The 11,865-nt window shown below is 60.4% G+C and carries 14 protein-coding genes; 8 read left to right on the plus strand and 6 right to left on the minus strand.

The genetic code is table 11. From position 1 onward, the window contains the following. Positions 1 to 159 precede the first annotated feature (159 nt). Positions 160 to 660 carry a hypothetical protein gene (locus ACZ49R_RS02930; protein WP_464733670.1) on the plus strand — a complete coding sequence of 167 codons (501 nt, stop codon included), beginning with the start codon at positions 160 to 162 and terminating at the stop codon, positions 658 to 660. On the opposite strand, the gene ACZ49R_RS02935 is transcribed toward ACZ49R_RS02930, so the two are convergent. After that, on the minus strand, positions 647 to 901 hold the full coding sequence (locus tag ACZ49R_RS02935; protein WP_464733671.1) for a hypothetical protein: 255 nt from the start codon (positions 899 to 901) through the stop codon (positions 647 to 649). The genes ACZ49R_RS02930 and ACZ49R_RS02935 overlap by 14 nt on opposite strands. A 6-nt stretch (positions 902 to 907) precedes the next feature. Continuing rightward, the gene (locus ACZ49R_RS02940) at positions 908 to 2,206 is read right to left on the minus strand and encodes an ammonium transporter (protein ID WP_464733672.1); all 1,299 of its coding nucleotides are present in this window, start codon (positions 2,204 to 2,206) and stop codon (positions 908 to 910) included. 278 nt (positions 2,207 to 2,484) lie between these two features. On the opposite strand from ACZ49R_RS02940, the gene ACZ49R_RS02945 reads away from it, so the two are divergent. Next, on the plus strand, positions 2,485 to 3,555 hold the full coding sequence (locus ACZ49R_RS02945; RefSeq protein ID WP_464733673.1) for a glycosyltransferase: 1,071 nt from the start codon (positions 2,485 to 2,487) through the stop codon (positions 3,553 to 3,555). A 120-nt stretch (positions 3,556 to 3,675) separates the two neighbouring features. Further along, on the plus strand, positions 3,676 to 3,897 hold the full coding sequence (locus ACZ49R_RS02950) for a TFIIB-type zinc ribbon-containing protein (RefSeq protein WP_464733674.1): 222 nt from the start codon (positions 3,676 to 3,678) through the stop codon (positions 3,895 to 3,897). A 168-nt stretch (positions 3,898 to 4,065) separates the two neighbouring features. Here the strand turns inward: ACZ49R_RS02950 and ACZ49R_RS02955 are convergent, their stop codons facing one another. Then, positions 4,066 to 5,058, minus strand: a complete 993-nt coding sequence (locus tag ACZ49R_RS02955; protein WP_464733675.1) for a glycosyltransferase — start codon at positions 5,056 to 5,058, stop codon at positions 4,066 to 4,068. Between the two features lie 109 nt (positions 5,059 to 5,167). Here ACZ49R_RS02955 and ACZ49R_RS02960 point away from each other — a divergent pair, with 109 nt between their 5' ends. Both ACZ49R_RS02960 and ACZ49R_RS02965 read left to right on the plus strand, forming a co-directional pair. Then, complete coding sequence (locus ACZ49R_RS02960) at positions 5,168 to 5,617, plus strand: hypothetical protein (protein WP_464734085.1); 450 nt, start codon at positions 5,168 to 5,170, stop codon at positions 5,615 to 5,617. A gap of 134 nt (positions 5,618 to 5,751) precedes the next feature. Further along, positions 5,752 to 6,552, plus strand: a complete 801-nt coding sequence (locus ACZ49R_RS02965) for a radical SAM protein (protein WP_464733676.1) — start codon at positions 5,752 to 5,754, stop codon at positions 6,550 to 6,552. Here the strand turns inward: ACZ49R_RS02965 and ACZ49R_RS02970 are convergent. Beyond that, entirely contained in the window at positions 6,495 to 7,478 is a 984-nt protein-coding gene (locus tag ACZ49R_RS02970) for a class I SAM-dependent methyltransferase (RefSeq protein ID WP_464733677.1), read from the minus strand. The two genes, ACZ49R_RS02965 and ACZ49R_RS02970, sit on opposite strands and share 58 nt — an antisense overlap. 41 nt (positions 7,479 to 7,519) lie before the next feature. Continuing rightward, entirely contained in the window at positions 7,520 to 8,899 is a 1,380-nt protein-coding gene (locus tag ACZ49R_RS02975) for a hypothetical protein (protein WP_464733678.1), read from the minus strand. A 54-nt stretch (positions 8,900 to 8,953) separates the two neighbouring features. Between ACZ49R_RS02975 and ACZ49R_RS02980 the strand changes: the two genes are divergently transcribed. The 3 genes from ACZ49R_RS02980 to ACZ49R_RS02990 all read left to right on the plus strand — a co-directional run bounded on the left by ACZ49R_RS02980 (position 8,954) and on the right by ACZ49R_RS02990 (position 10,942). After that, positions 8,954 to 10,165, plus strand: a complete 1,212-nt coding sequence (locus ACZ49R_RS02980; protein ID WP_464733679.1) for a glycosyltransferase — start codon at positions 8,954 to 8,956, stop codon at positions 10,163 to 10,165. Positions 10,166 to 10,256: 91 nt separating this feature from the next. Next, positions 10,257 to 10,454, plus strand: coding sequence for a hypothetical protein (locus tag ACZ49R_RS02985; RefSeq protein ID WP_464733680.1), 198 nt, complete (start codon positions 10,257 to 10,259; stop codon positions 10,452 to 10,454). Between the two features lie 128 nt (positions 10,455 to 10,582). Beyond that, positions 10,583 to 10,942 (plus strand): hypothetical protein, encoded by a 360-nt coding sequence (locus ACZ49R_RS02990; protein ID WP_464733681.1) that lies wholly within the window; start codon positions 10,583 to 10,585, stop codon positions 10,940 to 10,942. Here the strand turns inward: ACZ49R_RS02990 and ACZ49R_RS02995 are convergent. Beyond that, a complete protein-coding gene (locus tag ACZ49R_RS02995) occupies positions 10,932 to 11,852 on the minus strand; it encodes a glycosyltransferase family 2 protein (RefSeq protein WP_464733682.1) in 921 nt (306 codons plus the stop codon). The genes ACZ49R_RS02990 and ACZ49R_RS02995 overlap by 11 nt on opposite strands. Positions 11,853 to 11,865: the final 13 nt, after the last annotated feature.

Raw genomic sequence — 11,865 nt, forward strand, 5'->3', positions numbered from 1 at the left:
ACCAAACCAAACAAACCAAAATGGTGATCCACACAAACCACAATTTCTATCCTAAGTTCCCGCCTACTGCAAGCAGAAGTAAGAATCCCGGACAGAACTAAGACGCCCGTAGAGGAGATTACCGCATTGTACCCACCTGGCACAGTGATAATAGGCGTAATGCCGCTCGATGCGGCGGCTGAGCTATGGCAACGTGGTTACAGGGTCTATCTGACAAGGCTTGACGGCAAAAAAGTTGAAGAAATAACAGGTAGACCATACAACCCCAAGGAAGAATACCCGCCCGAGATAGTGCGGCAAGCACTCGTCGTTCAGCACCTGACAGATGCCAAGATACAGTACCTGACTATGGACGAAATGTTGTCAAAATTCAATGGAAAGGTGGTGGTTGTCTTTAACGATGTAATGAGAGAGGCGCTTGAGAAGTTGTCGCGGGAGAGGGGGATAGAAGCGCAATTTATAAAGCAAGGTAAGGGTGATGTCATTGTCGGCTTGCCGCCTACGGCGACCAAAGCTGAGGGGATTCAGATATCGTTCTATGGGACAGGCCAACTAACTGCCGACCAGATGGCCGAGTCAATCAAACGTGGGCAAGCGCGGATCTATTGGGTTTCGATTAACTCCGAGATTATTCCACTTGACTCACTTAAACACCTATAACCCCTTTTTCCCTCCATCTTGCATCCTTCTCGCCTTTCTTCTTCTGAGACGTATGGGGCATGAACCAACTAAAGGCGACAGTGTATACGGCTACCTTAGCTACACTAGGCGATGGCATTACGACTGCAATTGGGCTACTCATGGGCTTTGTCGAGTTGAACCCACTACTTGCCAATACGCCGTGGGCCGCCGTAGTAGCAAATGTTGTAATAGCGATGTTGATAATTGTTGTAATGGCCAAATGGAGTCACAAGTTGGAGAGGGCCGGACTCGCCAGCCATGTCATGGCGATGTTGTTTATCGTTGCGACAATCAAGGCAATTGCCGTGTTGAACAACGTGTTGATACTAAGCGTTCGTGACTGGATGTTCTCAATACCGCCGGAGATGATACACGTCATAGTAGCAATTGCCGTCGCGGGCATCATCGTGTTGGTGGCAGACGCCGTGAGGAGAGTAAGGAGGAGGACAAAATAACCCCTTTTTCCGCAACCGGCTCTCTCCGCTAACGCCGCCGTAGTGGCCACCACGAACCCAAGCGCGCTGCCCAAAACGCCGTTGAAGCCGTGCACCGGCAGACTGCCGACGGGGTCGTCCACCGGTATGTACCTCTCCACCAGCTTAGTCCCGTAGAAGGCCACAGCGCCCGACAACGCGCCGACGAGAAGCGCCGCCCACAGCTCCACATAGCCGGCGAGAGGCGTAATCGCCACAAGCCCCGCTAAGACGCCGCTGATGGCCATAACCGGGCTCCACACGCCCTCCCCCAGCCTCGCCAGAAGCGCCGCGATGAGCCCACCGAGCGAGCCGGACACTGCGGTGTTCGCTATCGCGTAGCCGGTCTGGGGGCTGACCACGATAGTCGACCCGCCGTTGAAGCCGAACCACCCGAAGAAGAGAAGAGTGGTGCCCACGATGGCATATGGAAGCTCGGCTCTTTTATACTCAACCGCCTCCTTATAAGCCACCACGCTGTCCCCCCCGTTTTTCCTAACTGCCCTCAGCGCCGTAGGCCCGAGGAGGGCGGTGGCCACGGCCCCCGCCAGAGCTGCGTAGGCGTGTACCACGGTCCCCCCGGCGAAATCTCTAACGCCCAGCCCCTCTAGGCCGAAGTAGTTGCCCAAGTTCGCCAGAAAGCCGTTGGCCCAGACCCAGGACGAGACGAGAGGCCACTGCACGGCGGAGAAAAACACAGCGAACGCCAGCCAGCCGCCGAATTTAAGCCTCTCGGGAGCGCCGGAGAAGAGTATAGCCAGAGTCACCGACCCGAACGCCCCCATGAAGAAGCCGTAGACGTAGGCTGGGACGCCTGCGTCTTGCGACGTTGGGTAGAACCCGTCTTGTAAAACGCCGCCGTAGTAGTAGGGAAACACAACAAACCAAATGGGGAAGAACACCATAACCGCCAGAAGACCCTTCATCATTGCGTTAATTACGTTCGACCTCCTGACGAGCCCCGCCTCGAGGAAGCCCACGGCGGGGATCATTAGAAAAACAAGTATTCCACCCAGAGCCGTCCAGACCGTAGCCGCCAGATCCACCTGCATAGCCCCCCGAAGAGTCTAGACTAATTCACTTTCTGGGAAAAAATACCAAGACACGCCGGACGGCAAGAGACATATTACTAGAGATCCCACGTATATACGGGAAAAAAGCCCATTAGACACACCATATGCGATATAAAGAATTCACATGCCGCTAAACTTTCACAATTTCTACCTATCTAAAGATTTTTTCCACATATACAAAGTTGTTATAATACCTAGAAAAAATATTTGCCGGCCTCCGCCGAGTGCCATATATAAACGGGCCACTACTCTAAGACGTGCTAGAGCTAGCTACTACACTGGCGGCGTTACATTTCGGCGCGCCAGCCCTCTATCTACTCTATCTACGCGCCGCCCCAAAGAAGCCCCTCCAGCCGGCGGCTATATACCCCAAGGTGGCGGTCGTCGTGCCCACCTACAACGAGGCGCGGAACATAGAGGCTAAGCTCGAGGATATATACAGCCAGAGCTACCCAAGAGACAGGATGTCTATATACGTCGTAGACTCGGCCTCCACCGACGGCACAGCCGAGGCGGCGGAGCGGTGGGCCGCCGGCAGAAAAGACGTCAGGGTCGTGGTGCTGAGGGAGCCCGAGAGGCGGGGGAAGGCCCACGCCTTAAACACGGCCCTTGCCCACCTCGCCGACGAGGAAGTTGTCGTGGTTACAGACGCCGACTCCCGCTGGCTAGACCGAGACACGCTGAGGAAGGCCGTGGCCTACCTCGCCGCCGCCGACGCGGTCTCCTGCCTAAAGAAGCCGGCTGGGGGAGGCCCCACGGAGGAGGCCTACCGCACGTGGTACAACCGGCTGAGACTCGCCGAGAGCTTGGTCCACTCCACCCCGGTCTTCCACGGCGAACTCGCCGCCTTTAGACGGGAGGCCATCGCCGGGGGGTTCCCGGAAGACGTCGGCGCAGACGACAGCTACGCCGCCATTAGGATAGCCATAGAGGGGGGCCGCGCCGTCACGCCGCCGGACGTGTGGTGCATAGAGGCGGTGCCCCAGAGGGGCTACGCCAGGTGGCGCCTAAGGCGGGCACAACACTTGATACAAACCTTCGCGCGGGCGCTTCCAAAAGTTGCCAAGGCCCCGCCGCCCTACAGAGCAATCCTCGCCGCCGAGGCCTACCTACATCTGTTTAACCCATGGCTCCTCCCAGCCGCCGCCGCCCTAGCCGCCGCCTCCGGACCCCCCGGCCTGGCCCTCCTCGCCGCGGGCGCCGCCGCGTTGCTATACAAACCCTACAGAGCCTGGGTGGCGGGCCAGATATATCTGATGGCAGCCGCCCTGAGAAACATATGGAACAAGGAACTCATATGGCAAAAACAAGAAAAGCCGCCGCCGTAAACGCCGCTTAGACTACAAAACACTACCCACACAAACCCCGGCAGTACACGCCCCATATGCCCACCCCTCAGTCGCCGTGTATATAAGGACTACTTTTTATATACAGACTTTCTCGCCTACATGAAGTTCTGCCCGGTCTGTGGAGTTGAGCTCAAGCCCAGGGTCGTCTACGGCATCGAGATCGACCAGTGCCCCAAGTGCGGCGGGGTGTGGCTCGACGGAGGCGAACTCAACAAGCTCATAGCCGCCGTGATCGGCGACTACTCTGAGTACGAAGACGTCGAGGTGAGGAGAGAGAAGAAGAGGAGGTTCTTCGAGTTCTTCGACGAGCTCTTCGACTAGGGCTCTCTGCCGGCCCCCAAGCGCGCTCGCGGATGCGGAGCGCGGTGGCCCGGCCGCCTCCGGGCAGATGGGCTCGGCAGGGGCAACAGACGGCCGGATCCCCCAAGGCCGGTTGGCCCGTGGGCGAAGTACCACAGGATGGTCGCCGGGGTTGGAGAGGGGTTGTTTTCAAGGTTTCTCAACGCCGCGGTAGACCGCCAGCACCTCTGGAACCACCTGGCTCCACGGCCTCACCTCGGCCTTGGTCACCTCGTTTACCTCGCCGGAGACGCCCGGCGTATATATCTCAGCCACCTCCCTAGAGAGGAGGGCCGGCACGCCCATCGCCAGAGCCTCAGCCACGAAGATGGAGTAGACCTCCCTAGTGCTCATGTTTATGGCGTATCTAGCCCCCGACAGGAGGTCGAGATACCTCTCCCTGGGCTGCGGCGGGAGGAAGAGCGCATCTCTCAGCCTCCTCCTCAGCGCCCGGAGGTGCGGCCCGTCTCCCACAACCACCAGCCTAAGCCCCCGCGCCGCCGCCACCTCATACGCCTTGTCAACCCTCTTGTACTTTTCCAGCCGGCCCGCGTATACTGCGTAGTTGCTAGACACGCCCCGCCACCTGTATAAAAAGACGTCGTCCCCCACGCCGTGCGGCACCACCACAGCCCCAACCCCGAAGTCCTCCTCCCACCTCTCCGCCTCGGGCCTGCTGGCCGCCACCACAGCCCTCACGGCACCCGCAAGCCCAGCAACCCTCCGCCTCCAGACAGTCCACAGAGCCTCCCTCAGAGGCGTGTGGCCGCCCCCGTGGTAGTGCGGAGACAGCACCACGGGAGCCCCCGCCTCACTCGCAGCGACTCCGGCCTCTACGGAAAAGACCGCATGGACGCTGTGGACATGGACAACGTCGGCCTCAGCCGCCAGACGCGCCACGTACCTCCTAAGCTCCCCCAGACGCCTAGGAATGTGGTAGGCCCCCCCAGGCGACCACACAGGCCAGAGGTGCACCTCCACGCCGCCCAAGTCCAACACCCTAAGCCCCCCTACGCCGGGCTCCCCCGCCAACACCACCACCCGATGGCCAACCCCAGCCAAAGCCCTAGCTAGACTATACACCACATACTCCACACCCCCCACCCTCCCTGGCCCACCAGGCGATACCAACAAAACCCTCACCCAACACCCCCACCCAAGCCAGGTTAAATACATTATGTCTAACATCAACGACCGCCTCTACCCCCGGCGACACCCTATAGAGGCAGCCTTCCGCCTCCTCGCCGGCGTTATGTTTATATTTTTGTGTGGGGTGTGGGCTGTGGATGCTGTTGCGCAGGAGGCTCTTAGAATAGCTGTAGATAGGGTGGTGGAGAAGCTCAAGGAGGGCAAGAAGCTCTCCACAGAGGACATCTTCCTCCTGTACCTCGGCACCATTGTAAACGAGCTGGGGGGGATAAGAGGAGAAATCGCGCGGCTAGAGCAGAGGATGGAGGAGATGAACAGGAGAATAGACGAGACAAACAAGAGAATCGACGCCACAAACCAGAGGATTGACGCGCTGGCAGACAGCCTAAACAAGAGGATAGACACGGTGGCGGAGAGCCTAAGCAGGAGAATTGATGAGACAAACAGGCGGATTGACGCACTCAGCGCCCGTGTAGACGACGTGCAGAAGACTCTGCTAGAGATCCAGCGCCTCTTGATGGAGCTGTTGAAGACCGGCACCGGCCGTTCTTGAGATGCATGACATCGGGCAGGTGAAACGGACGTATTAGGGGATGTGGTGTTGGGTTTGCAATGGGGGCTAGGGGTTGTGTGGTTGGGGAGAAGGGCGTCTAGAGGGGAAAGCCGCCGAGGTGTGGCCGCCGGCATATGACGTTGATCTACCACATCACGTACTACCCGCGGCTGAGGTCTGCGTACATCCAGTTCGACGGTTGCAACTACGTCTGCCCCTGGTGTATTAGGAGACTTACGCCCTGGGACCACCACCTGCCTGACGCCAGTGGGCTCAAGACGAGGCGGCATCTAACGCTGGGCGAGCTGGTGGAGGTGGCCTCTGGCTTGAGGGAGCGCGGCGCTGTGGAGGCCGTCCTAGGCGGCGGCGAGCCGACGGTAGACCCGGAGCTCCCCCAGGTGGTGAAGGCGCTCGCCGGGCTCCGGGTGAGGATTTTGACCAACGGCTTCAGTATTTCGGAGGAGCTCCTCGGGGTATTGAGGAGCTGCCCCGCCTGCGAGGTGGTGGTCAGCGTGAAGACCCTCGACCCGGCGCGCCACCTCGCGTACACGGGGAAGCCCCTCGGGCCTGTGTTGGCCAACATCAAGAGGCTGATCGAGGCCGGCGTCGCCGTGAAGTTCGAGACGGTACTAATCCCCGGGCTAAACGACGTAGAAGACGTGGAGGAGATCGCGAAGTACATAGGCGAGGTGGCCGGCCCCGACGCCGTGTTGATAATTGACCCGCTGATCCCCATCCCCGGCACGCCCTGGAGGAGGCCGGCCCCGGAGGAGGTGGAGGAGGCCCACAGGCGGGCCTCTAGATATGTCAAAACGGCTCGGCACGGCGGAGGGGGGCCGGCGGACGTCCTAGTTGTCGTCTTCCCACCGCCCGGCGGCTACCAGGGCTCCAGCCGCTCCAGCAACGGCCCGCCGCGCCCCCACACGGCTGTGTAGAGGGGGGTGTCTTTGGTGTACCGCCTCAATAGGCTTAGGCCGGCTGTCTTCAGCATCTGCTCCACCCCCCGCCAGTTGAAGACGTGTTTTGCGCCAGCCGCCGCGGAGATGACGGCTAGGCCCGGCGCCGTGTCGGCCACGTGCTGCGCCACGTAGATCTTCCCGCCGGCCGCCAGCATTTTGCCAACACACGACAGATCTCTCACGGGGTCAACCATCCAACTGACTGCGTCAAAAAGCAACACCGCGTCTACTCCCTGCGGCGCGAGCGACTTAACCACGTCTAAGATGTCGCAGGGGGAGTACGCCGGGTAGAGACAGACGCCCCCTCTACACCCGCCGACCTCAGCCCCGAGGAGAGAGGAGGCGAGCTCGAGGTGGTCTCGCCTTGAGTCAAAGCCTATGTATAGGCGGGGGGCGGCCTCCTCTAGAAGTGCAAGCGCCGTGTGCCCCTCTTTCACAAAAGCCTCCAGCACCACGCCGCCCCTCCCCACGAGTTTGACAAACTCCCTTCTGACGAGTCTATACCAGCCTGAGATCTGGAGAGCCGAGTAGAGTATAGCCACAGTGTTTTCATCGACGTTATTCTGCGCCACGTTTACTACGTTTAGCCTATCGAAAGAGTCGTGAAAATCGACAAACTCCGCCGCGTAGAAGTTGGTGGGGTATTCAGGCCTTTCTTCAAACACAGGCAACTCCTCCCCCATTATCCCCCTTATTTTATAAACAGGCACGAAGTCGCCTCTTTCGTCTATGGCGCCCCTCAACCTCAGGGAGAGATAGAGGATACGCCAGAGCCAAGTCCCCCTCGCGGCCTCCCGCGCCTCCCGCCACCACTTTGCCGCATACCACGCGCTCCACTTCAAAGCCAATTTAGCTTGGCCTCCAAGCGCCTCAAAAAACTCTTTAAAAACCACAGAGACCATATAGAGCTTTTACATATCTATTTCGGTGGCCCCCGCGGGCTCTACCTAAGGCGTCTGTAGAGGAGGACAAGCGCCTCGCGTACAGCTGGCGAAAGCGCTGCGAAGACGGCGAGCGCCAAGGCGGCGATTAAAAGGCCGTTGGGTATAAAAGAGAGGAGCGTCGTGACGACATCGCCAAATTTATACCAACGGGGCATGGGCAGGAGGTAAAACAACGCCAGGGCCCCCAGCGCCGGGAGGTAAAGTCTCGCCACCAGCGGACGCGCAGCCGCGCCCAGCAGAAGCGCCCTCACCGCCACAGCCGCCGCCGTCGTGGCGGCAGACGCCGCCACCATCCCCACCGCCCCAAAGGCCGAGGCGGCGTAGTAGGCCAGCGCCAGCCCAGCCGGCGTCAAGGCCAGATCCCCCAACAGAGCCAGCCCCGGCTTATCCCGCGCCGTAAACACAGCCTTCTCCTCAACCCCCAGGAGGAAGTTGCTGAGGTGGAGGTAGAAGCCCGAGAGGAGGAGGGCGACGGCGTTCGCCCGCATAGCCTCCACAAGCTCGCCGGAGAGCTCTCCAGGCCTCAGAAAGGCCACCAGCCAGTCGGGGGCGGAGGCCATCACCGCCGCCACGGCGAGGTAAAAGTAGAGCACGGCGGCGCCGTCGAGCAGAGCCCTCTTCGTCTTGTCCCCCGCCCTGAGGAGGGAGCCGTACATAAGCGGCACAATAGCCAGCGCGGGGTAGACCGCCTTGCTCGCCTGGAAGAGGACGTAGCTATACGACAGGAGCTTGTCTCCCCCCACTGCCCCGTAGACGTAGACGTAGAGACCCCCCGCGTAAGCCGCCGCGAGGGCCAGCGTCTGGTAGGACGCCCCCCGCGCCGCCTCTCTCAGAAGCTCCGCCGCCCGCCTAAGCCTCGGCCTCCTCAGCGAGGCGGCTGCCGTGGGGAGCGACATAAAGACATTTACCGCCAGTGCCGTGTCGGCAGTTGGGAAGAGCCTAACTACAAAAGCCCCCACGACCTTCGCCGCCTGCGAGAGATAGCTCAGCGACGCCAGGAGAGTCTGCCGGTACACCGAGAGGTAGGCCCCCGTAGGGAGGCCCGCCAGCGCGGTGAGGACGAAGAGGAAGAGGTAGAGGGCGGGGTCCCACACCCCCGACAGAGCCAGGTAGAGGGCCGCCGCCGACGCCGCGGCCATGGAGAAGAGCAGGCCCAGACCCAAGAGGTCCGGGAGGGCCCCCCTATCCCTAGCCAGAATCCGGGGGTACCACGTCGTTATATAGCCAAGCGCCGCCGAGGCTATGGCAAAGGCCGCGTTGAATCTAGCCAACAGGGCCAGCTCCCCCTCGGGCAGACGCCGGGTGACAGCCACCATGAAGACTAGCGATGCAACTAGAGAAAAGACCCCCGAGCCGACGGCCAGAAGTCTAGACGACACAAATGGCGGGACGCCCCCCTATTAAAAGATATATGCCAGTAGGTGAGCTACGCCATGGAGCGCTACGCCGTCGTCGCCCACCACTACTGGGGCACCCCAGGCGGGGGCCAGCTCGTCTGCGCAGCCGCCGCCAAGGCGCTGGAGGAGGCGGGCTACAGGCCGGCCCTAGCCGGCACCTTTAAATTCGACCCCCGGAGGTACGTCGAGTGGTACGGCATAGACATATCTAGGTACCCCATCGAAACCCTCCCCATAGCCCCCAGGGCCTTCGGCCTCTGGAGCAGGCTCTACGTCTGGCTCCCCGCCAAGAAAGCCGTCAAGAAGTACAAGCCAGAGCTCCTCTTCATCGACGAAGTCACCTACAAGCCCCTCGCCAGGGGGAGGAGGTTCAGACTCGTGGAGTACATCCACTTCCCCTTCGAGGTGGTGGTCGACCCCAGATACAGGGGAACCGGCCTCGCCTATGGGGAAGACCCATACATCATGGAGCGGTACGGCAGATTCCCCATGAGCCTCTACTGGAGGGCCTTCGTCTGGGGGCTCAAGAGATACGCCAGAGAAAACCCCTTCCACTACGCCGACGCCGTATTGGTCAACTCCCGCTGGACCGCCCAGGTGGCCAAGATGGTATACGGCCAAGAGCCCCAAGTCCTCAACCCACCCCTGCCCCCAAACGTAGAGGTGGTCGAGAAGCCGAGGCCCTTCGAGGAGAGGAAGCCCACCGTCGTGATGCTAGGCCGCTTCTCCCAGGAGAAGCGCTACCACTGGGTCGTCACAGAGGTCGCACCCAGGCTGTTGAAAGAGATCCCCGGCGCCAAGATCATAATCTTCGGCGGCGCCGCCACCCCCACCCTACAGGCCTACAGAGACAGGGTGAGGAAGATGGCGGAGGAGGCCGGCCTAAAGACGGCAGAGACACTAGACGCCGACGCCCACATCTATCTAATAGCCAACGCCCCCCGCCGCGTCATAAACGACGCCATGGACAAAGCCAGGGCCTTCCTCCACGCCACTATAAACGAACACTGGGGCATAGCGGTGGCTGAGGCCATGGCCCGAGGCCTCACGCCGGTGGTACACAAGTCCGGAGGCGCCTGGACAGACCTCGTCATGGAGGGCAGATACGGCCTAGGCTACACAACCGCCGAAGAGGCCGTAGAGGCGCTGGCGAAACTCCTCACCCAGAAGGCCAACTACGCCCCCCAGGAGAGGGCCCGGGAGCTGGTCTTCCAAAACTTCGCCAGCGCCCTCCGGAAGTACATATGATACTGGCCACATACCTCCCCCTCTTTAGGATACACGAGCTGGAGATATTCGACAGAAACTACCGAGAGATAAAACCAGACGAAGTGGCGATATGCATAGATTATTACTACACCGAGAGGCAGATGCCCATCGTCGAGATGTACACCTCGCGATACAGCCCACACCTCATCCTAGGAAACTGGAGAAACAGAACATCGTGCCTACTCCGCCTAGTGGACTACATCCAGAGGAGAGGCGGAGACGGCCTAATAGTAGACAGACGTCTACATACCCAACTTCCACCAGCTAGACAAGGCCCTCGACCTCCCCTTCTACCACATCGCCGAGGGGCCCTGGGCCGGCCCCCGCGTCCGGTGCGAAAAGAGAGGCCAGCTAGAGGTCTGCTACTGGAGGGTAAGAGCCCTCTGGGCGAGAACCATGCAGGTATTCGCCGGCCCAAAACAAGCCATTAGATACAGAGAAAGGCTCAACCTAGACGTGGAGCCGGTCCTCAAGACCATAGAGGCCATGGACCCCCTCTACGCCGCCCCCCTAGCAGACGAGACAACCCTAGGCATAGTCTACGACAAAGCCGGCATCCGGGAGGTCCCCTTTGTAGTGGCGGCGAAGCACGATAGACACAGAAGCGACCCGGCTTCCACATCTCCGAAGCTCTACGGCGAGCTCAGAGCCGAAGCCCTCTGGCGGCTCTTCAAATCCACAGGCTACGCGCCGCCCGCCGCCAGATACCTCGTCACCTCCCTCTACTACTCCATCCTCACAGTCTTCAAGCCGTGACCTCCCGGGGGAGGCAACGCGCCAGCTCCTCATGGAGGTCAGGGTCTAGCAGAAGCCGGCATGTCTCCCATCTACACCTCCTACGCGCCCTCAGCGCGTTGTATTTATAAACAACGCGGGCCCTCCACTGCTCCAGCCCGCCGTAGCCGCTCCTCCAGCCGTAGTAGAGATAGGCGGGGAGACCCAGGAGGGACTTCAGAAGAGATAGGTACGTCACCTCCTCCAGCCTCAGTATCCCGTCGACATACGACGCCAAGAGGAAATCCTTGGCGCTGTACCCAGAACCCCCCTCGGCCCTTAGATGATCGGCCCCCGTTCTTACAACCCTCGTCTCGAACCCCCTACACTCCACGTACTTCTTCACCCACGCGTCTTCGTACACATTCAGCCACGGAGGTAGCCTAAGACCCTCTATAGCCCCGCGCCTTAGCAACGTGTCGTGTAGACCCCCCCTCACGTTGAACCTCTTAATTGCGTACTCCACAACATCCACCCCCCTAGCCCTCAGGTAGGCGAGCCTGCTCCCCCAATACGTCGTAAAATCGACGCCCCATATCAGCCCCACCCTAGGCTCCGCCATATACCTTTGCGCCTCCTCCCACCACCCGCTACGTAAGACAACGTCGTCGTCTATAAACATAAGCCACTCGTCGCTGGTATGTTGGAGGAAGTAGTCCACAGCGGCTTGACGCGCCGTGGCTCTAGTGGGCCTGGCCGCCCGGCTCCTCAACACCACCACCTCCCTCAAGCCCCCCAGCCTCTCCTTCACGTACTTCGCCGTGTCATCTGTCGAATCGTCTACCAATACGAAGGTCCTATAGGGGATCTGCAGAGTGGACTCCAGCACAACGCCAAGCCGGTCCCCAAGCCGGCTCAGAGAATTCTTCGTAATCATTGCGACAACGACCACATCCCCCCGGCAG

The organism is Pyrobaculum organotrophum, from assembly GCF_055384425.1.

Excerpts from the sequence above, each read along its gene's own strand:
- ACZ49R_RS02930 (WP_464733670.1), top strand. The coding sequence starts at position 160 with ATGCCGCTCGATGCGGCGGCTGAGCTATGGCAACGTGGTTACAGGGTC.
- ACZ49R_RS02940 (WP_464733672.1), bottom strand. The coding sequence starts at position 2,206 with ATGCAGGTGGATCTGGCGGCTACGGTCTGGACGGCTCTGGGTGGAATA.
- ACZ49R_RS02950 (WP_464733674.1), top strand. The coding sequence starts at position 3,676 with ATGAAGTTCTGCCCGGTCTGTGGAGTTGAGCTCAAGCCCAGGGTCGTC.
- ACZ49R_RS02960 (WP_464734085.1), top strand. The coding sequence starts at position 5,168 with ATGTTTATATTTTTGTGTGGGGTGTGGGCTGTGGATGCTGTTGCGCAG.
- ACZ49R_RS02965 (WP_464733676.1), top strand. The coding sequence starts at position 5,752 with ATGACGTTGATCTACCACATCACGTACTACCCGCGGCTGAGGTCTGCG.
- ACZ49R_RS02970 (WP_464733677.1), bottom strand. The coding sequence starts at position 7,478 with ATGGTCTCTGTGGTTTTTAAAGAGTTTTTTGAGGCGCTTGGAGGCCAA.
- ACZ49R_RS02980 (WP_464733679.1), top strand. The coding sequence starts at position 8,954 with ATGGAGCGCTACGCCGTCGTCGCCCACCACTACTGGGGCACCCCAGGC.
- ACZ49R_RS02985 (WP_464733680.1), top strand. The coding sequence starts at position 10,257 with ATGCATAGATTATTACTACACCGAGAGGCAGATGCCCATCGTCGAGAT.
- ACZ49R_RS02990 (WP_464733681.1), top strand. The coding sequence starts at position 10,583 with ATGCAGGTATTCGCCGGCCCAAAACAAGCCATTAGATACAGAGAAAGG.